General features: G+C 67.3%; 21 protein-coding genes and 1 tRNA gene. 11 read left to right on the top strand and 11 right to left on the bottom strand.

What is annotated here, in order from left to right:
- Nucleotides 1-117 precede the first annotated feature (117 nt).
- Nucleotides 118-1,713, top strand: coding sequence for an amidohydrolase (locus E0W80_RS05585; protein WP_131491638.1), 1,596 nt, complete (start codon nt 118-120; stop codon nt 1,711-1,713).
- 44 nt (nt 1,714-1,757) lie between these two features.
- On the top strand, nt 1,758-2,180 hold the full coding sequence (locus E0W80_RS05580; RefSeq protein ID WP_131491637.1) for an NUDIX hydrolase: 423 nt from the start codon (nt 1,758-1,760) through the stop codon (nt 2,178-2,180).
- A gap of 27 nt (nt 2,181-2,207) precedes the next feature.
- Here the strand turns inward: E0W80_RS05580 and E0W80_RS05575 are convergent, their stop codons facing one another.
- Together E0W80_RS05575 and E0W80_RS05570 are read right to left on the bottom strand one after the other, a co-directional pair.
- Complete coding sequence (locus E0W80_RS05575) at nt 2,208-2,663, bottom strand: YbaK/EbsC family protein (RefSeq protein WP_194239360.1); 456 nt, start codon at nt 2,661-2,663, stop codon at nt 2,208-2,210.
- A gap of 56 nt (nt 2,664-2,719) precedes the next feature.
- Entirely contained in the window at nt 2,720-3,226 is a 507-nt protein-coding gene (locus E0W80_RS05570) for a hypothetical protein (protein ID WP_047519770.1), read from the bottom strand.
- A gap of 144 nt (nt 3,227-3,370) precedes the next feature.
- Between E0W80_RS05570 and E0W80_RS05565 the strand changes: the two genes are divergently transcribed.
- Nucleotides 3,371-3,928 carry a peptidylprolyl isomerase gene (locus E0W80_RS05565; RefSeq protein WP_047519733.1) on the top strand — a complete coding sequence of 186 codons (558 nt, stop codon included), beginning with the start codon at nt 3,371-3,373 and terminating at the stop codon, nt 3,926-3,928.
- A 21-nt stretch (nt 3,929-3,949) separates the two neighbouring features.
- Nucleotides 3,950-4,843 (top strand): rhomboid family intramembrane serine protease, encoded by an 894-nt coding sequence (locus tag E0W80_RS05560; protein WP_131491636.1) that lies wholly within the window; start codon nt 3,950-3,952, stop codon nt 4,841-4,843.
- Nucleotides 4,844-5,218: 375 nt separating this feature from the next.
- Here E0W80_RS05560 and E0W80_RS05555 read toward each other — a convergent pair whose 3' ends face one another.
- Nucleotides 5,219-5,458, bottom strand: coding sequence for a cell division protein CrgA (locus tag E0W80_RS05555; protein WP_047522075.1), 240 nt, complete (start codon nt 5,456-5,458; stop codon nt 5,219-5,221).
- A gap of 91 nt (nt 5,459-5,549) precedes the next feature.
- Here E0W80_RS05555 and E0W80_RS05550 point away from each other — a divergent pair, with 91 nt between their 5' ends.
- The 3 genes from E0W80_RS05550 to E0W80_RS05545 are packed head-to-tail and all read left to right on the top strand — an operon-like array spanning nt 5,550 to nt 7,157.
- Complete coding sequence (locus E0W80_RS05550) at nt 5,550-6,344, top strand: class E sortase (protein WP_131491635.1); 795 nt, start codon at nt 5,550-5,552, stop codon at nt 6,342-6,344.
- 28 nt (nt 6,345-6,372) lie between these two features.
- Entirely contained in the window at nt 6,373-6,528 is a 156-nt protein-coding gene (locus E0W80_RS19105) for a hypothetical protein (RefSeq protein ID WP_165875400.1), read from the top strand.
- Entirely contained in the window at nt 6,525-7,157 is a 633-nt protein-coding gene (locus E0W80_RS05545; RefSeq protein WP_131491634.1) for an aminodeoxychorismate/anthranilate synthase component II, read from the top strand. The genes E0W80_RS19105 and E0W80_RS05545 overlap by 4 nt, the downstream gene beginning before the upstream one ends.
- 29 nt (nt 7,158-7,186) lie before the next feature.
- Here the strand turns inward: E0W80_RS05545 and pknB are convergent, their stop codons facing one another.
- The 7 genes from pknB to E0W80_RS05510 are packed head-to-tail and all read right to left on the bottom strand — an operon-like array spanning nt 7,187 to nt 16,038.
- On the bottom strand, nt 7,187-8,878 hold the full coding sequence (gene pknB, locus E0W80_RS05540) for a Stk1 family PASTA domain-containing Ser/Thr kinase (RefSeq protein WP_131491633.1): 1,692 nt from the start codon (nt 8,876-8,878) through the stop codon (nt 7,187-7,189).
- 44 nt (nt 8,879-8,922) lie between these two features.
- The gene (locus E0W80_RS05535) at nt 8,923-10,659 is read right to left on the bottom strand and encodes a protein kinase (RefSeq protein WP_131491632.1); all 1,737 of its coding nucleotides are present in this window, start codon (nt 10,657-10,659) and stop codon (nt 8,923-8,925) included.
- Entirely contained in the window at nt 10,656-12,110 is a 1,455-nt protein-coding gene (locus E0W80_RS05530) for a penicillin-binding transpeptidase domain-containing protein (protein ID WP_131491631.1), read from the bottom strand. Before E0W80_RS05530 ends, E0W80_RS05535 begins: the two co-directional genes overlap by 4 nt.
- Complete coding sequence (locus E0W80_RS05525; protein ID WP_047522058.1) at nt 12,107-13,492, bottom strand: FtsW/RodA/SpoVE family cell cycle protein; 1,386 nt, start codon at nt 13,490-13,492, stop codon at nt 12,107-12,109. Before E0W80_RS05525 ends, E0W80_RS05530 begins: the two co-directional genes overlap by 4 nt.
- Nucleotides 13,489-14,793 (bottom strand): PP2C family serine/threonine-protein phosphatase, encoded by a 1,305-nt coding sequence (locus E0W80_RS05520; RefSeq protein WP_131491630.1) that lies wholly within the window; start codon nt 14,791-14,793, stop codon nt 13,489-13,491. Before E0W80_RS05520 ends, E0W80_RS05525 begins: the two co-directional genes overlap by 4 nt.
- Before the next feature lie 7 nt (nt 14,794-14,800).
- A complete protein-coding gene (locus tag E0W80_RS05515) occupies nt 14,801-15,316 on the bottom strand; it encodes an FHA domain-containing protein (RefSeq protein WP_047522054.1) in 516 nt (171 codons plus the stop codon).
- The gene (locus tag E0W80_RS05510) at nt 15,313-16,038 is read right to left on the bottom strand and encodes a DUF3662 and FHA domain-containing protein (protein WP_131491629.1); all 726 of its coding nucleotides are present in this window, start codon (nt 16,036-16,038) and stop codon (nt 15,313-15,315) included. Before E0W80_RS05510 ends, E0W80_RS05515 begins: the two co-directional genes overlap by 4 nt.
- Before the next feature lie 145 nt (nt 16,039-16,183).
- Here E0W80_RS05510 and E0W80_RS05505 point away from each other — a divergent pair.
- From E0W80_RS05505 to E0W80_RS05490, 4 genes are all read left to right on the top strand, one after another.
- Nucleotides 16,184-16,266: transfer RNA gene (locus E0W80_RS05505), tRNA-Leu, on the top strand.
- Between the two features lie 199 nt (nt 16,267-16,465).
- On the top strand, nt 16,466-16,777 hold the full coding sequence (locus E0W80_RS05500) for a hypothetical protein (protein WP_131491628.1): 312 nt from the start codon (nt 16,466-16,468) through the stop codon (nt 16,775-16,777).
- A 300-nt stretch (nt 16,778-17,077) separates the two neighbouring features.
- Nucleotides 17,078-17,272, top strand: a complete 195-nt coding sequence (locus E0W80_RS05495; RefSeq protein ID WP_205802308.1) for a hypothetical protein — start codon at nt 17,078-17,080, stop codon at nt 17,270-17,272.
- A gap of 13 nt (nt 17,273-17,285) precedes the next feature.
- Entirely contained in the window at nt 17,286-18,119 is an 834-nt protein-coding gene (locus E0W80_RS05490) for a hypothetical protein (protein WP_205802307.1), read from the top strand.
- 217 nt (nt 18,120-18,336) lie between these two features.
- Here the strand turns inward: E0W80_RS05490 and E0W80_RS05485 are convergent, their stop codons facing one another.
- The gene (locus tag E0W80_RS05485) at nt 18,337-18,603 is read right to left on the bottom strand and encodes a hypothetical protein (protein ID WP_131491625.1); all 267 of its coding nucleotides are present in this window, start codon (nt 18,601-18,603) and stop codon (nt 18,337-18,339) included.
- Nucleotides 18,604-19,181 lie beyond the last annotated feature (578 nt).

Here is a 19,181-nt window from a genome sequence, read left to right as displayed (position 1 = left end):
TCGGTCCTCTCGGTGTGCTGCCGGTATGGACTTCACACTACGGAGGAGAGACGCGGGCGTGCTTCTCGATTCCTGATCGATCCCCGCCGTGGCGCCGACGCCTGACAGACTGACGCCATGACGACAGTCTTCACCGGCCGCATACGTCCTTTCGCGCCGAGCACCGACATCCAGGTCGAAGCCATGGCCGTCGACGACGCCACCATCGTGGCCATCGGCTCGGCGGAAGAGATTCGCCGCGACCACCCCGACGCCGACGTGGTCGCGCTGGACGGTTGGGTCATGCCCGGGCTGATCGAGCCGCACGGGCATCCCGGATTCGCGGCGATCCTGCTGTCCGACCTGGTCGTCGACCTCCGGCCCGTGGTCGTTCCCCAGGCCGAGGGCGTGCTGGCAGCTCTGCGCACGGCGGTCGCGGAGGCCGGTGGGGAAGCCGTCTTCGCGAACGGCTGGGACTCGCTGCTGCAGCGCGGACTCCCCGATCCCGACATCCACTTCCTCGACGAGCTGGCCGGCGGCGTTCCTCTCGTCGTGATCCACAACTCCGGCCACTCCGTCTACTTCAACACCGCTGCCGCGCTCGCCGCAGGCCTCGACCGGACCACCCCAGACCCCGCCGGTGCCTCGTTCGGACGGGACGCCGACGGGGAGCTCACCGGTGTCGCACTCGAGGCTGCCGCGGTCGAGATGGTCGTCGCTCCGATTCTCGCGAAGGCACAGGAGCATCTCCCCCGCATCCTTCCTGCACACCTGCGCGATTTGGCTTCGCGGGGCATCACCACCGTGGCCGACCTGTCGTGGAACCCCGGACTCGGTGCGCTCATCGACGCCCTGCGTGCGAAGGGTGAGATGCCGGTGCGCCTCCGGTGGTACGAGATGTCCCGTCCGGGCGGGATCCCCTCCGCACGAGGCGGCGACGACCCGTTCTTCCGGCAGACGGGCGTGAAGACGTGGTCGGACGGCTCTCCCTGGGTCGGCAACATCGCCACCTCCTTCCCGTACCTCGACACCCCGGCGACCCGTGCGCTCGGACTCGAGCCGCACCACATCGGCCGGGCGAACTACACCTCGGACGAGCTGTCGGCCATCGCCGAGCCCTATGCCGGTGCGGGGTGGCAGCTGGCGTGTCATGCGCACGGCGACCTGGCGATCGACGCGACCCTCGATGTCTTCGCGCAGATCATCGCGCGGCACGGGCTCACCGATCACCGATTCCGGCTGGAGCACTGCGGCGCGATGACGCCGGTGCAGTTCGAGCGCGCCGCATCGCTGGGGGTCACGGTGAGTCTGTTCGTCGACCACATCACGTACTGGGGCGAAGTGCTCGTTGATGATCTCTTCGGTCCGGAGCACGGGGGTGCCTGGGCGGATGCCGGCGCCGCGTTCGCAGCCGGACATCGCGTGACGTTCCACAACGACGGGTGGGTCACCCCGAACGAGCCTTTCCGCAACATGGCGGTCGCCGAGACCCGCACCACCCGCAACGGGTATCGGATGCCCGGCGGCACACCGGTCACCAGGGATCAGGCGCTCCTCGCGCACACGGCGAACGCCGCCTGGCAGCTCTTCAGCGAGCGGGAGGTGGGCGTCCTCGCCCCCGGACTCCTCGCGGACTTCATCGTCGTGGATCGGGACCCGGTCACGGTTTCCGCTGAAGACCTCGCCGCGACGCAGGTGACGTCCACCTACTTGGCGGGTGTGCGGGTCGTCTGACACGCGGTCATCGACCGCCCTCATCGGCGGATAGTGTGTGACGCATGGACCTGCGTGTCGCGGCGTATGCGGTCGTCACCGATGACGACGGCCGCCTGCTCCTGGCGCGCTGGACCGAAGGACGGCGGGTGGCGTGGACCATGCCCGGTGGCGGGCTCGAGCCCGGGGAGTCGCCGGAAGACGCGGTGCGGCGCGAACTCCGTGAGGAGACGGGCTACAGCATCAAAGTCGGCGAACTCCTGGGGATCCACTCCCGTGTGATCCCGGCCGGCCGGCGTGTGCACAAGGCCGCCGAGCCGCTGCACACCCTGCGCATCGTCTATCGCGGCGCGGTCACCGGCGGCAAGCTCCGCTTCGAGACCGATGGTTCGACCGACATGGCGGAGTGGTTCCCGCTGGCCTCCGTCGCCGAGCTGCAGCGCGTCAAGCTGGTCGACATCGCGATGCGCATGGCCGGCCTCCTCTGAGCCGAGGCCGAGCGTCAGCGTGTGGTGTCAGCGCTCCTCGGGCACGGAGATGTCGGCGACGGTCGCCCCGTATGCGGCGATGAGGTCGTCGGCTTCGACGAACAGGCTGAATCCGTGCGTCCCCGCGCCCATCGCGATGCGCTGTCCGACGATGGACTCGTCGGCGTAGACGGGCCAGTCGGTGGTGCTGCCGATCGGCACGATGGTGCCTCGTTCGTAGCCGGTCGCCGCGAGGGCGAGTTCTGGTTCCGGGAGCCGTAGCTTGTTGACCCCGACCAGCGCACGCAGCTTCGGCCACGAGATCGAACGTCCGCCCGGCACGAGGGCGAACAGGAAGGTGTCGTCCGAGCGCTTCACCACGAGGGTCTTCACGATGCCGGACGCGGGGATGCCGAGCAGCTCCGCCGCCTCGAAGAGGCTGCCGGCGGCCGGACGCTCGCGGATCTCGATGTCGAGACCGCGGGCTTGCGCGGCCTCACGCACCCGCGCATGCGGACCGCCTCCGCCACCGGAGGCGACGGAGGCGGGAGCCGAAGTGTTCACGCGTCGGGGGCTGCGAGCGGGTCGTCCGCGACCCAGAGCTCGTCATCGGCACGAAGCGTCTGCCAGGCGGCGTAGAGGACACCGATGGCGGCAGCGGCACCGAGGACGATCGCGATGACCGATCCGAGGCCGGGGCCCGACTTCTGCTTCTTGCCGAAGGCGCCGCGCGGAGCGGGAGGCGTGACGCCGTAGCGCTTGGCGTTCGCGACGTCCCAGGCGGTCAGCGCGGATCCGACGACTCCACCCACGATCGGGACGACCTTGTCGTCGACGACGTGCCGACCCATCTTGACGCCACGGTCGACGACCGGTGCGACACGACGGTTGTACGTGTCCTGGATGACAGGCACGACCTGCTCGCGATTGATGCTGCCGAGCTGACGGCCGGCTTCGCGTGCGACCTCGGCGGCGTGGCCGACGAGCACCTGCTGGTTCTCCCAGAGCTGGTTCGCGTCTTTCTGAAGACGACGCAGTTCCTTCTTCCGCTTGCGGCTGAGGCTCACGATGCTCTCCTGTCCATTGGAGTACGGGTTCCCCATCTTGCCACGAGAGCCTGGATGCCGGGCGGGAATCACCGGACCCTTGCGCCATCATCGGATCCGCGGTACACCGGGCGAACTCACCGGAAGCTCTGCGAGAATGAGGACATGGCTCACGCTTCCCACGTCGCAACCCTGCACACCAACCACGGTGACATCGTCATCAACCTCTTCGGCGACCACGCCCCCAAGACGGTCAAGAACTTCGTCGGGCTCGCCGACGGCACTCAGGAGTGGACCGATCCCGCCACCGGCAAGCCCGGCGAGGGTCCTCTCTACAAGGACGTCATCTTCCACCGCATCATCCCGAACTTCATGATCCAGGGCGGCGACCCGCTCGGACAGGGCGTCGGAGGCCCCGGCTACAACTTCGACGACGAGATCAACATGGAGCTCAACTTCAACGAGCCCTACATCCTCGCGATGGCCAATGCCGGCCTCCGCCGCAACGCCATCACCGGCAAGCCCGAGGGCACCAACGGCTCGCAGTTCTTCATCACCACCGACCCGACGCCGTGGCTGCAGGGCAAGCACACGATCTTCGGCGAGGTCGCCGATGACGCCTCCAAGGCTGTCGTCGACGCGATCGGCGCCGTGCAGACGGGCCCCGGCGACCGCCCGGTCGAGCCGGTCGTGCTGCAGTCGATCGACATCGTCGCGGCCTGACGACAGCTGCGGCCGATCCGGATGACCACGCCTGAGTTCACGAGCAATCGCGACAACTTCTGCTATCGCCATCCGGATCGGCAGAGCTTCGTGCTCTGCCAGCGGTGCATGCGCACCATCTGTCCCGAGTGCCAGACCCAGGCACCCGTCGGCGTCATCTGCCCGGAGTGCATGAACGCCGAGCGGAAGAACAGGACGCCCGCGCAGAAGAAGGCCGAACGTCGTTGGCGCGGCGGTCGGGGCGGTGCCCTGGCCGTGACCCGCGGCGGGCGACCCGTCGTCACCTACGCGCTGCTCGCCATCACGTCTTTCATCGGGCTGGTGCAGCTGATCCCCGGGTTCAAAGACCCGCTCATCCAGGCTCTGGGGTTCTTCGCCCCCTTCCTGTACCCGAATCTCTTCGCCGTGCCCTTCGAGCCCTGGCGTCTTCTCACCGTGCTGCTCGTGCACGGGAGCTTCATCCACCTGGCACTCAACATGCTCGCGCTGTGGATGCTGGGGCAGAGCCTCGAGCCCATGCTCGGCCGCACCCGCTACCTCGCCCTGTATCTGATCAGCGGCCTCGGGGGATCGGTGATGGTCGCCATCCTCGCGCCCGGTTCGTGGACGGTCGGAGCATCCGGGGCGATCTTCGGGCTCCTGGCGTCGCTGCTGATCATCGGTCGCCACATCGGCGCCAACGTGACGGGAATCCTCGTCATCCTCGGAATCAACTTCGCGTTCGGTCTCTTCGTCGGGGGAATCTCCTGGCAGGCGCACCTCGGCGGTGCCGTCGTCGGAGCGCTGGTCGCTCTGATCTACGTCAAGACGAAGCGTCGAGAGCAGCGGACCCTGCAGATCATCCTGCTGTCCGCGCTGGTCGTGCTGTTGATCGTGGTCGTGGCTTTCGTGCCACCGCTGATCCTTTTGTCCTGATCCGAAGTTGTTAACAGGGTTGTTAACCCCTGTGAATAACACCGGTGTAATTCTCCCCAGGCTGTGGAGGGGGCTGTGGATAACTTTCGCTCTCGGTGACCTTGTGGGGTCGGGGCGGGGTTGTTCCCTTCGCTCGCAGAGCGGGTGCCCTCCCGCTTCGCGGGCCCCTCCCGATGCTCGCTCCGGGAACAACCACGCCCCTTGCGGCACAGCTCGCCCTTCGCTCGCAGAGCGGGTGCCCTCCCGCTTCGCGGGCCCCTCCCGATGCTCGCTCCGGGAACAACCCCGCCCCTCGCGGCAGAGGTCGCCTTTCGCTCCGGATATGACGAAGGCCCCCTCGCGATGCGAGGGGGCCTTCGTCGAAAGTCGGGGGCGTCAGCGCCAGCGCGTGGTCATCAGGAAGCCGATCAGCGCGATGCCGAGACCGATCGCCAGGTTCCAGTTGTCGAGTCCCGGGATCGGGAACTGCATACCCGAGATGTAGAAGACCAGGATCCAGGCGAGACCGAGCAGCATGAAGCCGATCATCACCGGCTTGAACCAGACGGCGTTGGGAGCGGCTTCGCCTTCGGCGCGCTCGACGGCGGGTTCTTCGGTCTTGCGGTCACGTGCCATGCCGTCATTGTACCCGGGACACCCATGAGCTGCCGAGCCCACATCGCTCGATCACCGGCATGCGTTCAGCGATCCCGGATATGATCGCGCCATGACTGCTTCCGTCGTGCCTGGGGGGCGACGCCCGCGTCGCGCGAGACCACGGTCTCGCGCGACGTTCGCGAGTGTGCTCGGCGAGCTGCTGCTGACCGCAGGAGTCATCGTCCTGCTGTTCGTCGCCTGGCAGATGTGGATCGGCGACATCATCATCAGTGCGCAGAAGAACGAAGAGGGCGCGGCGATCTCGAAAGAGCTCGCGCAGGCCGAAGCCCCTGCGCTGCCCCCGGTCGTCGAGGCGGAGGACGGCACCACGAACTACGTTCCGCCGGTGCCCGCCGCGCCCGCCGACGCGGAGTGGTTCGGGCAGATGCACATCCCGCGATTCGGCGCCGACTACAACTTCGGAATCTACGGGGGCACGTCCCGTGCACGCACCCTCGATCAGAAGGGGATCGGCGTCTACACCGACTCCAAGATGCCGGGCGAGGTCGGCAACTTCTCGATGGCCGGGCACCGCACGACATGGGGCAAGCCCTTCAATCAGCTCGACAAGCTGCAGCTGAACGATGCGATCGTCGTCGAGACGCCCGACGGCTGGTACACCTACCGCTTCCGCACCCTGGAGTACGTCAAGCCGACGCAGACCGACGTGCTCGCCGACGTGCCGCAGATGCCCGAGCAGCAGACCGGAGAGCAGTACATCACGCTCACCGCTTGTTCCCCGCTGTACTCGCTCGCCGAGCGCATCGTCGCCTACGGGGTGTTCGAGAGCTTCCAGCCTCGTGCCGAGGGGCCTCCCCAGGCTCTGACCGACCCGCCGCCTCCGCCGGCCGCACCGTCGGTGTGATCATGGACATCCACGAGGGAGAAGACTGATGTACGCCGCACTCTGGCGCCTGCTGCCCGGCCCGTGGTGGCTGCGCGTGCTCATCCTGCTCGTCGTCATCGCCGCCGTCCTGTACGGCCTGTTCTGGTACGTCTTCCCGTGGGTGAGCCCGATCGTCGCCCCCGGCGAGGTCGACGTCGAATGACCCGAGTGCTCGTGGTCGACAACCACGACAGCTTCGTGCACACCCTCGTCGGCTATCTGCACGAACTGGGGGCGGAGACCCTGATGGTCGAGTCCGATTCCCTGGACGCCGAGGCTCTCGAGTCGATGCTCCTCGCGCACGACGCCCTGCTGCTCTCGCCCGGACCCGGAGCGCCGGCCGATGCCGGGGCATCGATCGCCGCGGTCCGCATCGCCGCTCGGCTCGGAGTACCGACGCTCGGCGTGTGTCTGGGGCACCAGACGATCGGCGAAGCCCTCGGCACGGCGGTCAGCGAGGCGCCGGAGCTCATGCACGGGATGGTTTCGGCCGTCAGGCACGACGGATCCGCCTTGTTCGCCGGCATCCCCTCACCGTTCTCCGCCGGCCGCTATCACTCGTTGACGCTCGCGGAGGCCGACCTTCCTCCGGACGTCACGGTCACCGCATGGACCGAGGACGGCACCGTGATGGGGCTCGCTCACCGCGAGCGGCCGCTGTACGGCGTGCAGTTCCACCCCGAGAGCGTGCTGACCGAAGGCGGCTACCGGCTTCTGGCGAACTGGCTGGAGCTGTGCGGTGCGACGAGCGCCGTCGCCCGATCGGAGCGCCTGCACCCGCTCTCACGCTGAGGTCGGCGCGCGGACGCCTCGGAACCCGATCAGCTGCCGCTGCAGTACCGCAGTTCGACGGTCGAGCCGACCGGGACATCGCCCGGAGCCGCCGACATCGAATTCACGGTCGTCGGGTCGGTGGCGGGACACTCCGCGTCTTCCACCGCCACCGGGTTGAGACCGAGGTCGGTGAGGTTCGTCGTGGCGGCGTCGACGGTCCAGCCGACGACATCGGTCAGCGTGACCTTCCCGCTCGCCACGACCAGGTTCACCACTGTTCCCGGAGAGACTTCGGTCTCGGCCTTCTCACTGGCGGAGATGACGGTGCCCTCGGCCAAGGCCTTGTCGTTGCGCTGGACCACGGTACCGAGCTCGAGGCCCGCCGCCGTCAACGCCTTCGTGGCGTCGTCCAATCCCATGCCCTCGATCTTCGGGACGGTGACCGTCTCGACGCCGGAGGACACGTGGAGGGTCACGGTGGTGCCCTCCTCCACCGAGACGCCGGCTTCGGGGTCGGTGCGGATGACGTTGCCTTCGCTGATCTCGGGACTCGACTCGATCACGATCTTCGAGGTCAGATCGAGTTTCGCCAGCTCATCCTGTGCGCGCTCCGCGGAGACGTTCTCGAGGTTCGGGATGATGCGCGAAGTGCTGGGCACCTCGGGCGGTCGCATGCTGATCGTGACGACCCAGAACAGCACGGACGCCAGCAGCACCGCGAGGAGGGCGACCCCCGCCCAGATCCACGCCACCGGAGGGCCGGACTGGGTACGGGTCATCGTGGTGTCGGAGCTGAGCTGGCGCAGGGATCGAGCCGTCTCCTGTGCCTGTCGCGGGCTCGGGCCGTACAGCTCGCTGGTAAGCGCGCCGAGCTGCTTGCGTGTCGGTGCGTCTCCGGCGACGGCGGCGTCCAGGGCGGCGCGGAAGTGCGCGGCATCCGGGTAGCGCTGGTACGGATCCTTCGCGAGGGCACGGAGGACGATCGGGTCGAGGGCGCCGGGGGCGTCTTCGTTCACCTCGGTCGGCGGGACCGGTGTCTCGCTGACGTGCTGGTAGGCGACCGCCACCGGCGACTCTCCGCGGAACGGCTGGCGCCCCGTGAGCAACTCGTACAGGACGACGCCGGTCGAGTAGAGGTCGGCACGCGCGTCGACGGGCTCGCCCTTGGCCTGCTCCGGCGAGAAGTAGGCGGCGGTCCCGATGATCTGGGTGGTCTCGGCCACGGTGGACGACGAGTCGGAGACGGCTCGGGCGATACCGAAGTCCATCACCTTGACCTGACCCTTGTCGGTCACCATCACGTTGCCCGGCTTGATGTCGCGGTGGACGACTCCTGCTCGGTGCGAATAGTCCAGAGCTTCGAGGATGCCGTCGACGTAGCGGACCGCGTCCTCCACCGGCACGGGGCCTGCGGAGATGATGTCCTTGAGGAGGGTGCCCTTGACGAGTTCCATCACGATGTACGGCGGCTCGTCGGAAGAGGAGTCGGTCGCGGACGGATCCCCGGCGTCGTACACGCGCACGATGGAGGGGTGGGACATCCGCGATGCCGCCTGCGCTTCCAGGCGGAACCGTGTGCGGAACGTGGTGTCGCGGGCGAGCTCGGCGTCGAGGATCTTGATCGCGACCTCGCGCCCGAGGGTGAGGTCGTAGCCGCGGTAGACCTTGGCCATACCGCCATGCCCGATGAGCTCGTCGACGCGGTAACGTCCCGCGATGACTCGTGGCTCTGTGGACACGTACTACCCCCCTGGAAACGACTGCTACTGCGCTGAACTACAGATTACTCGGCGGAATCGCCGCCCTCATCACCGTCGCCCGGATCGGGTGCCGCGACGATCGGGACCGAGAGCGGGGGCGATGCGGCCGACGTGCGCTGGTCGCCGCCGGAGCACAACCCCTGGTACGTGACGATGAGCTGCTGGCCCACGGCGTCCGCGACCTTCACCTGGGTGTTGCGCTGCGTGGGCTGGAAGTTCGGCCCACCAGACACGAAGGTGCCGTTCTGCAGGGAGACCACGTAGCCCGAGAGCGTCGTGCCGCTGGGGCAGGTGAAGCCGGTGCCCCAGGCGATCGTCACGGTGCTACCGGCGATCGGGTCACCGGTGATGGTGGGAGCGTCGGTCGGGGTCGGCAGGGCGGCGCGACCGGCGTAGATCGTGAGCGTGATCGGCTGCGTGGTTTCGACGTTCCCCCGGGGGGAGACGTCGTAGACCTTGCCGACCTCGGCGTCGGTGGGAGCCGCGTCGCCTTCCGGGCAGGTGATCTCGCTGTCGAAACCGGCGTCGGTGAGCGTGGACGTCGCGGTCGCGCAGTCCATGCCGACGAGGTTCAGTGCGGTCACGTTGACGCGCGTCACCTCGGGCGTCGGAGACTCCGACGGCGTGTTCGGCGGGGTGGAGCTCTGCGACGGCGATCCCGTGGGATCCGCCTCGCCCTGCTGATTCGCCAGCATCGCCCACACCGTGCCGCCGAGGACGATCACCAGCAGCGCGATCAGCGCGATCAGCGGCCAGGTCCAGGGGCTGCGCTTCTTCTTCTTCTCCTCCTCCGCGGCTTCCTCGGTGGGGAGCTGAGCGGTCGTGGGAAGGATGCGGGTGGTGCCGTCGTCGCCGGAAGCCGTCAGCATCCGGGTGGCGTCGTCGTCTCCGGCGATGCCACCGGTCGCGATGGCCGGGACGGCGATCGCGGCGGAGTTCAGGTCACCGCGACGCAGCGCCTGGGCGGCACGCGCCACCGTCGCGGAAGAGGACGGGCGGTCGCTGGGCTTCTTGGCGATCATCGCCATGACCAGGTTCTGCACCGGGATCGGAACGGTCGGCGGCAGCGGCGGAGGCTGCTCGTTGATCTGCGCCATGGCGATCGCCACCTGCGACTCACCCGTGAACGGACGCTTGCCCGCCAGGCACTCGTAGGCGACGATGCCCAGTGAATAGGTGTCGGTCGCCGGAGAGGCCGGGTGACCCGACGCCTGCTCGGGCGACAGGTACTGCACGGTGCCCATGACCTGGCCCGTCGCGGTGAGCGGGACCTGGTCGGCGATGCGCGCGATGCCGAAGTCGGTGATCTTGACGCGGCCGTCGGGCGTGATGAGCAGGTTTCCCGGCTTGATGTCACGGTGCACGAGGCCGGCCGCGTGGGCCGCCTGCAGAGCGGATGCCGTCTGGGCGACGATGTCGAGCGTCTTGTCGGCGCTCAGCGCGCCGTCGCGTTCGAGCACGGTCGAGAGCGCCTCGCCGGGCACGAGCTCCATGACGAGGTAGGCGCTGCCGTTCTCCTCGCCGTAGTCGAAGACGCTCGCGATGCCCTCGTGGTTGACGAGGGCGGCATGCCGGGCCTCAGCGCGGAAGCGCTCGAGGAACCCGGGGTCCCCCATGTACTCGTCCTTGAGGATCTTGATGGCGACGGTACGTCCGATGACGTGATCCGTCGCTTCCCACACCTCGCCCATGCCACCGATCGCGATACGCGACTGCAGCTCGTAACGACCACCGAACGACACACCCTGCGTCGGCCTCATCTGCCCAGCACCGCCTCTATGACCTTCTTCGCAATCGGAGCGGCGATGGTGTCGCCACTTCCTGATTGTCCCTGTCCGCCGCCGTCTTCGACGACGACCGCTACTGCGACCGCGGGGTCGTTCGCCGGTGCGAAACCGGTGAACCACAACGTGTGCGGCCTGTTTCCGTTCTCTGCGGTGCCCGTCTTACCGGCCACGTCGATCCCGTCTATTCTTGCACCCTGGGCCGCGCCCGTAGCGACGCTCGCGACCATCGCCGCGGTGACGTCGTTCGCCACGTCGGCATCCATCGCGCGGCCGAACTCGCTGTTCTCGAAAGCCCTGATGACCGACAGGTCGTTGCCGATGACGGCATCCACCATCCGCGGGTTCATCACGACACCATCGTTGGCGAGGCCGGCCGAGACCATCGCCATCTGGAGCGGTGTCGCGGTGACCTTGCCCTGGCCGAATCCGGTCAGGGCGGTCTGCGCGTCGTCGAGTGCCCGCGGGTAGCTCGACGGCGTCGACTCCAGCGGTGTCTCGAAGGACTTGTTGAACCCGAGCTTCTCCGCCATCTCGCGGATCGTGTCGTCGCCGAGCTCGACCGCGAGTTCCGCCATCGGGATGTTGCAGCTGAGTCGGATCGCCTCTGCGATCGTGACCGTCGCCCCCGGGCCGCACTTTCCGCCCCACGCGTTGGACACCCGGTTCGAGGATCCGGGGAGCGTGTAGGACACGGGGTTGGGGAGGGTCGAGGTCGGGGTCCAGTCCCCGCTGGCGTAGGCCGCCGCGGCGACGACGACCTTGAACGTCGAGCCAGGAGGGTTGAGGTCGCCCGCGATGGCCCGGTTCGACAACGGCTTCGACGGGTCCGCCTTGAGCTGCTCGTACGTGGCGTTCGCCGCGTCTGCATCATGGGTCGCCATCAGGTTGGTGTCGAACCCCGGGCTCGAGACCATCGCGAGGATCCGGCCGGTCTTCGGCTCGATCGCGACGACGGCACCCTGGAGATCGCCCAGTGCGTCGAAAGCGGCCTTCTGCGCCGCCGTGTTCAGCGACAGTTCCACGCTGTAGCCGCGCTGCGGCTGGCCCGAGAGGATGCGCTCGACCTCACCGAGGAATGCGTTTGCCCCGGTGCCGGAGAGGTCGGCGTTCATCGCCTGCTCGATGCCCGTGCGTGAATCGAGTGCCGCATTGAAGTAGCCGGTCACCGGCTCCCACATCGGCGCATCCGTGTAGACCCGCTGGAACTGGTACTGGTCGTCGCTGGGCACCGAGTTGGCGATGGTGGCGCCGTCGACGATGATCGCGCCCCGCTGGATCTCGTAGCTGTCGAGCCGGGTGCGCTTGTTGTGGCTGTTCTGGGCGAGGCTGTCGGCCTCGACGACCTGGATCCAACTCGTCGCGGCGAACAGCGCGACGAACATGAACAGCATCAGGATGCTGAGTCGGCGCAGTTCCTTGGTCATCCGATCACCACCCTCGGCTGGCGGCGGACACCGTCGGAGATGCGCAGCAACAGCGCGACGATGAGCCAGTTGGCCACGAGCGAGGATCCGCCCGCGGCGAGGAACGGCGTGGTGAGGCCGGTCAGCGGGATGAGCCGGGTGACGCCGCCGACCATGATGAACACCTGCAGCGCGATCGTGAACGACAACCCGGTGGCGAGCAGCTTGCCGAAGTCGTCCTGGCCGGCGAGGCCGATGCGCATGCCCCGACTGACGAACACCATGTACAGGCAGAGGATCGCGAACAGCCCGATCAGGCCGAGCTCTTCACCCAGGCTGGTGATGATGTAGTCGCTGTGGGCGAGCGGAGTGACCTCGGGGCGTCCCTGCCCCCATCCGGTGCCGATGAGTCCACCGCGCGCGAGCCCGAACAGGCCCTGCATCGGCTGGTAGCCGGCACCGTCCGGGTCGACGCGGCCGGCGTCGAAGAGGAACAGCCAGTTGGTGAAGCGGCCCTGGACGTAGCTGAGGATCTGCGTCGCGAGTGCGACGCCTGCGACCACCAGGCCGAGGCCGATGAGCACCCAGCTCGTCTTGCCGGTCGCGACGTAGAGCATCGCGACGAACATCCCGAAGATCAGGGTTCCGGTTCCGAGGTCACGCTGGAAGACGATGATGCCGAGCGAGATGAGCCAGACCACCAGGACCGGGCCGAGCTCGCGCATGCGGGGCCAGGTGATCCCGAGGACTCGCTTGCCGACCGAGGTCAGACTCTCGCGAGTGCGCACCAGGTACCCGGCGAAGAAGATCGCCAGGCAGATCTTGGCGAGCTCTCCGGGCTGGAAGGCGAAGATGCCGCCGAGCGAGACCCACACGGCCGCGTTGGCATCGGCGATCCGCAGCCCCGGGACGAACGGCAGCAGCAGGAGGAGGATTCCGGCCAGACCGAAGATGTACGTGTACCGGAACAGGATCCGGTAGTTGCGCAGCAGGATCACGACCGCGATCGCGCCGGCGAGTGAGATCGCCGTCCACGCGAGCTGCTTGGTGGAGTAGGCGTCCCAGCCGGTGTTCTTGAACGCGATGTCGATCCGGTAGATCATCGCGATGCCGAGGCCGGTGAGGAGCGTGGCGATCGGGACCACGAACGGGTCGGCGTCCGAGGCCACGAAGCGCAGCACGATGTGGAGCGCGAAGGCGAGGGCGGCGAGGCCGCCGCCGATCGCGAGGATCATCGGGTCGATCACGCCCAGGGCGCCCAGTTGCACGAGCGTCAGGGCGCCGCCGCTGATCGCGCAGGCGAAGAGCAGCAGCCAGAACTCGCGATTGCGTTGCGTCTGGGGCATGCGGAGGCGCTTGAGGGCCTTGATGACGGTGGTGTCCGCCTGGACGTCGGTGCTCATCCCTCACCTCCGGCGGGCGTCTCGCTCGGTGTGGGCATCGGTGTGGGCAGAGGGGTCTGCTGGATGACGTTCGCTTCGGCGCCCGTGCGGAGGCGGTCGACGATCGCCATGGCGTCGGACAGGGAGCGGGCGGTGATGGTGCGCTCGACCGAGGCGCGCTGGTAGGGCGGGAGGTCGGCGAGGAGGATGTCCGTGTCTTCGATCGGTGTCGACAGGGTGATCGGGCCGATGTTCTGCTGCACGCCCTGGAAGATCACGACGCTGTCTTCGTCGGCGCCGATGAAGTAGCGCGTCTGCGTCCAGCTGTAGGCCGCGAACGCAGCGAAGGCGAGCATCGCGACGACCAGCAGCGCGGCCGCGATCCATCCGACACGTCGACGTTTCGCGCGCCGACGGTCTTCTTCGATGAGTTCCTCGAGGTATTCCGGGGCAGGTTCGAAGTGGCTGGGCTCGTTCGCGGCCTGGCGCACCGGGTGCAGCCAGTTGCTGCGCGGAGGGCGTACCGGGGGCACATAGACGCCGTCGGGGTTCGACGCCGAGCCGACGATCGTGGGCGTGCCCGAGTGGATCGGATGCTGTCCGCCCACGTCGACCAGCACGATCGTGACGTTGTCGGGCGCGCCTCCGTCGAGGGCCTGCTTGAGGAGGTTGTCTGCGGTGCGACCGGGCGCGAGGCCGAGCTGCATCGCCTTGAGGATGTGGGGTTCGTCGACCACGCCGGAGAGTCCGTCGGAGCAGAGCAGCCAGCGGTCACCGGGCTGCGTGTGCATGACGAACATGTCGAGCTCGGGATCGGAGTCCATGTCGCTGAGCACCCGCATGAGGACCGAGCGACGCGGGTGGTAGCGCGCCTCCTCCGGGGTGATGCGGCCCGAGTCGACGAGGCGCTGCACGAACGTGTGGTCTGCGGTGATCTGCGTGAGTGCGTCGTCGCGGTACAGATAGATGCGGGAGTCGCCGATGTGGCCGATGACCGCGTACTCGTCGACCATGATGATCGCGCTGAGGGTGGTGCCGAGGCCGGCCAGTTCCGGGCGATCCTTCGCGGCGCGGATCAGGTCGCCCGCCGCGGTGGTCGCAGCGGCCTGCAGCGAGGCCTGGGCGTCCTCGGTCGACTCGTACGGCTGGTCGAGGGGCTCCAGGCGTTGGATCGCGATGCTCGAGGCGACGTCTCCGCCCGCGTGGCCGCCCATGCCGTCGGCGACGACGAACAGGTTCGCCCCGGAGTATCCGGAGTCCTGGTTGTTGGAGCGGACCTTCCCGGTGTGGGAGATCGCGACGCTCGAGCCTTCGAAGACCATGCCGGCGTCAGGCTCGCAGCTCGAAGGTCGTGGCGCCCACCTTGATGGGTGTGCCGAGCGAGAGGGCGACGGGCGATCCGCTCACGCGCTGGCCCGCGACGTAGGTGCCGTTGGTGGAGTCGAGGTCCTGGATCGCCCAGGCGTCGCCGCGGAGCATGAGCCGGGCGTGGTGGCTGGACGTGTAATCGTCGCGGATCACCAGGGCCGATTCGCTGGAACGACCGATCGTGAGGGAGTCGGCGCTCAGCGGAAGCTCGAGCCCCGCCTTCGGGCCAGAGGTGATCACGAGGCGCTTGGCCGTCGCGACCGTGGCGGGACCGGTCGAGGGCCGCGACGATGCCGGCTTCGACGTGGGCGCTGGTGTCGGTGCGGGGGCGGGGGCTCCCGCAGTCGCCTCGGCCGGGAGCTTGCGCACGCGCACCCCGAACAGGTCGGCCCGGAGCGAGTACACGACCCCGAACACGAAGAACCACATCAGGACCAGGAACCCGATGCGGAGGAGAAGGAGGATCAGTTCACTCAACCGAGGGCTCCGAACGCTCGGGTGGCGTCGTCACCGCGAGGCGCAGGGCGCGACGGGGCGGCCACGGGGACGATGCGGAACACCAGGTCGGTGCGTCCGATCGTGATGGTGGTGTCGGTGGGGAGGGCGGCCTCGCGCAGCTTCTGGCCGTTGACCTTCGTGCCGTTGGTGGACCCGAGATCGCGCATCATGGCGCGCTCGCCGTCCCACAGGATCTCGACGTGCTTACGGCTCGACCCGGCATCCGCGATGGTGATGTCGGCATCCGAGCCGCGACCGATGACCGTCCGGGCGCGGGTGATCGCGTGCCGACGACCATCGACGTCGATCACGGCCTGCCAGCTGACGCGTCCCTCGACCGAACCCGAGTTCACGCGCACGGTACCGGTGGCGATCTTCTCGTCGGCTTCGAGGTTGATCGCGAGCGGCCCGGCGAAGCTGTAGCCCTGCGAGGTGGCGTGCTTGGTCAGCAGCGCGAGCAGTTCATCGGTCAGGGCGCCGCCGAGCCCGCGCATCCGCTCCGCATCGTCCGCGCTCAGGCGCACGACGTAGCTGTTGGGCGCGATGATGCGATCGCGGCTCACGACAGCCGCCTTCGTATCGGCTTCGCGCCGCAGCGCAGAAGCGATCTCCACGGGCTGAATGCCGCTGCGGAAGGTCTTCGCGAACGCGCTGTTCACTGCGCGCTCGAGACCCTTCTCAAAGCTGTCAAGTAGTCCCACTGGGCTCCTCTGGCATGCCGACCGGTAGGGACATCGTAGCCAGGTGTCCTGGGGGAACGCCGCCGATCCGCCTTCCGGGGTGTGCAACAGGGGGTGAAATCGCGTGATATCCTCGGGAAGTTGAGTTCTTCGGAACGAGACACTCGCGCGAGTGGCGGAATGGTAGACGCGCTGGCTTCAGGTGCCAGTGTCCGTAAGGACGTGGGGGTTCAAGTCCCCCCTCGCGCACACAGTGGGTGATGTCTCAGGACATCGTGAACGGCTGAACCCCCGGTTTCGGGGGTTCAGCCGTTTTTGCGTTGGTAGTTCTTGGTGGGGTTGAGGGTGAATTCTGCGAGGAGTTCGCCGGTGTCGAGGGTGATGATGGTGGCGTCGTCGTTGTGGACGAGGCAGATGATCTCGGTGCGGGTGTGGTGGTGCGGGAGACGTGGATCCCATCGGCAGCGAGGTGTGCGGTGATGGTGTCGGCGCCGGCATCCAGCCCGTCGCGGACGAGGGCGTCGCGAAGGGTGATGATCCGGTCACGCACGCGGTCAGGGACTCGGGTCGGGGACAAACGGGGGCGACGAGAGCGTTCTTCGAACGCGGCATCGCCCTCGCGGAGCCAGCCATGGTGCAGTTTGTGGACCAGCGATTTCGAGACCCCGTATCTCGCCGCGACTGCTCCGTAGGACAGCCCTTGAACGACGACGGCCTTGATCAGAATCTCGTTCTTCGCCACCCGTTCACGATGTCCTGAGACATCACCACACCGACAGCGTCGCGTTCACGATGTCCCGAGACACCCGTCCACGATGTCCTGAAACCAGACACCCCCTCGCGCACAGTGGGCTGTATTCGTTTTTAGAGCCCAATCTGTTCGTAAATTGAAAGAGCCGGTCAGAGCCTGTTTCTGACCGGCTCTTTCGTTTCCGCCCTCAGCTGTTCGCCCGCTTCGTCGATGAGCACCGAACGGGCGAGGCGACCGCGCGCGCTGTCTGCTTGACGCAGCTAAGCGGCGTGCGTCACAGTGACGACATGCCTTCCATTGCTGAGCGTGATGATGTCTGACTTCGCCGACGACCTCAATGAATGGGTGGCGCGGCAGGCTCAGTCGTCTGTTGATGACCAGGTTCTCGCGGCCTACTCAGCGGAGAACCCCGCTCCCGAGGGGCAGGAGTGGTTCATCGCCGGCCAGCAGCGGGACGGGGATGAGGTCGCCTACCGGTTTGACCTTCGAGCCGCGGAGAGTTGACTACGGCGTGACGGTGAATCAGTGGTCCCGTCTGAAGCTGACGCGGAGCTGGTGGCTGTTCAGTGAGTTGCTGGGGCGTGTAGAGGTGTGGAACACATCTGGCGACTTCGCTGCTGACGTTCGGATCTTGGAGGACAGGTCGGCTCTCGAGTTCCTCACTCCTGCCGGCTTCCGCCCACCGATTGCTGAGTGGGGTCTCCTCGTCGGAGATGCCGTGCACAACGCTCGCTCTGCGCTGGACGCGCTCGTCTGGGACCTCGCGCACTCGGAGGGTGCGACTCCGGGTGCACCGCATCGTGTGATGTTTCCTGTCACGAAGAGCGAGCGGGAGTGGAAGAGCACGGTGAAGTCGTTGGAGACGGTGCCCGAAGGGCCGCTGGAGCGAATGCGACTCGCGCAGCCGTGGGCTGTTGAGTCACCGGAGCCGAACCAGAGTTGGTTGAAGATCCTCTCCCGCCTTGACAACGACGACAAGCACCGAGGTCGCGTGGTCGCGCTACCGATGCAGGAGAGCATCGGGCTGGACATGAACGGGTTGAGCCTTGGTGAGCCACTCCCTGAAGGTGGCTACATGCATATGTGGGGATCTGGGCTCGACGGTACTGAACCCGCGGGAACGCCTTTCGCTCGATTCGGACTCGGAGCGCGGATCGCGGGCGACCCCGCTGTGCATCGCACGGCGTCGATCCAGCTCGCCCCGGCGGTCGTCGTCTTCGACCAGATGATCCCCGTGGCCGCACTTCAGCAGGAGATGCTGGGGTTCATCCGCGGGCTCCTCGACGAAGTCGCGGCGGGCGCAGAGCTCCACGAAACGTGGATCACGCCGCAGACGCGTTCTCACGACTAGCACGCGTCTGCCGTCGGTGAGCGACGACGACTGCTGATTGCGGCTTCGAGAACCGACGACGTGGCATGGGCACCTTGCTCTTGAGTGCGGTGAGAATGCCGGCGGGGTTCCCGCTGATCTGGTCGAAGTGTGGCCCGGCGTTACAGAGGTCGAGACAGCTGTGTAGATCGCGTCCACCGTGGCGACAGCGTGAGCAGTCCCCGCGAGCTCTGTCTTTTCAGAGGTTCTCCGTCTTGAACGGTGGCGCCCACTCCGGGGTGGCGTTCGCGACGACTGTTTCACCAAGCATCCCCGAGATGGCGCTTGCCATCTCTTGCCGTGATGCAGTGGCGCGCACCATCAATTGTTGCCCGGTTGTCAGCGTCACGCCCAGTTCAACGGGCCCAAGGTCTATCTGTTGCAGCAGTCCGTGCTCGGGTCGGACGTTCTCGAGGGCGGAGAGCTCGATGAGCGCGTCGCGCCACAGGGCGACGTCGGAGGTCACTGGTTCATAGGGTTCCGGGAGCACCGAACAGCTCGCCGCACTCTGCCTGTCATCCTGAATCCTCCTCGCGCGTAGGGCTTCCGTTCACTCAGATCGGAGTCCCATGCCTCACTTGCTCCACTCGGACGCTTACGTCGTCCGTGATCCTGCGGCACAGCGTCTGCGCCTCGCGGAGAATGCCCGCACGGAATGGATGCTCGCAGACGATCTCGGGATCAGTCGAGCGCGTTTGCGTCTTCTCCGCTAGAGCGGATGTGCCCCGAGCGCAATCCTCTTCGAGGGCGTCGTCTATTACACCTTCGACGCCATCGCAGAGTGGCACCGCCGGTTCGAGTGACCCTGCCACGTCATCGTGGCTCGCGATGAGCAGCGGGAGTGGCGGCCCGCGTGAACACATGAGGAGCTGTCTCAAACTCTGTGTCTCCGCGCCCGTATGGAATGCAGGAATCCCGCCAGGTTTGCCTGACGCTCCCGCGTAATTCCGCGGCACCACAGCAGAACCCTCCGGTCACGCCGGAACCCCCGAACACGGGTTGGACATACCGAAGCGAATCCAACCCCTATCGGAGGAGCTTCCC

Source organism: Microbacterium sp. PI-1 (genome assembly GCF_004337555.1).
Classification (GTDB): domain Bacteria; phylum Actinomycetota; class Actinomycetes; order Actinomycetales; family Microbacteriaceae; genus Microbacterium; species Microbacterium aurugineum.
Note: the sequence above shows the minus strand (reverse complement) of the source record. Positions and strands in the feature narration are given on the sequence as shown.

What these genes read in the sequence shown, in the direction of transcription:
- E0W80_RS05585 (WP_131491638.1), top strand. Translation starts at nt 118, where the DNA reads ATGACGACAGTCTTCACCGGCCGCATACGTCCTTTCGCGCCGAGCACC.
- E0W80_RS05580 (WP_131491637.1), top strand. Translation starts at nt 1,758, where the DNA reads ATGGACCTGCGTGTCGCGGCGTATGCGGTCGTCACCGATGACGACGGC.
- E0W80_RS05565 (WP_047519733.1), top strand. Translation starts at nt 3,371, where the DNA reads ATGGCTCACGCTTCCCACGTCGCAACCCTGCACACCAACCACGGTGAC.
- E0W80_RS05560 (WP_131491636.1), top strand. Translation starts at nt 3,950, where the DNA reads ATGACCACGCCTGAGTTCACGAGCAATCGCGACAACTTCTGCTATCGC.
- E0W80_RS05555 (WP_047522075.1), bottom strand. Translation starts at nt 5,458, where the DNA reads ATGGCACGTGACCGCAAGACCGAAGAACCCGCCGTCGAGCGCGCCGAA.
- E0W80_RS05550 (WP_131491635.1), top strand. Translation starts at nt 5,550, where the DNA reads ATGACTGCTTCCGTCGTGCCTGGGGGGCGACGCCCGCGTCGCGCGAGA.
- E0W80_RS19105 (WP_165875400.1), top strand. Translation starts at nt 6,373, where the DNA reads ATGTACGCCGCACTCTGGCGCCTGCTGCCCGGCCCGTGGTGGCTGCGC.
- E0W80_RS05545 (WP_131491634.1), top strand. Translation starts at nt 6,525, where the DNA reads ATGACCCGAGTGCTCGTGGTCGACAACCACGACAGCTTCGTGCACACC.
- E0W80_RS05535 (WP_131491632.1), bottom strand. Translation starts at nt 10,659, where the DNA reads ATGAGGCCGACGCAGGGTGTGTCGTTCGGTGGTCGTTACGAGCTGCAG.
- E0W80_RS05530 (WP_131491631.1), bottom strand. Translation starts at nt 12,110, where the DNA reads ATGACCAAGGAACTGCGCCGACTCAGCATCCTGATGCTGTTCATGTTC.
- E0W80_RS05525 (WP_047522058.1), bottom strand. Translation starts at nt 13,492, where the DNA reads ATGAGCACCGACGTCCAGGCGGACACCACCGTCATCAAGGCCCTCAAG.
- E0W80_RS05520 (WP_131491630.1), bottom strand. Translation starts at nt 14,793, where the DNA reads ATGGTCTTCGAAGGCTCGAGCGTCGCGATCTCCCACACCGGGAAGGTC.
- E0W80_RS05495 (WP_205802308.1), top strand. Translation starts at nt 17,078, where the DNA reads ATGATGTCTGACTTCGCCGACGACCTCAATGAATGGGTGGCGCGGCAG.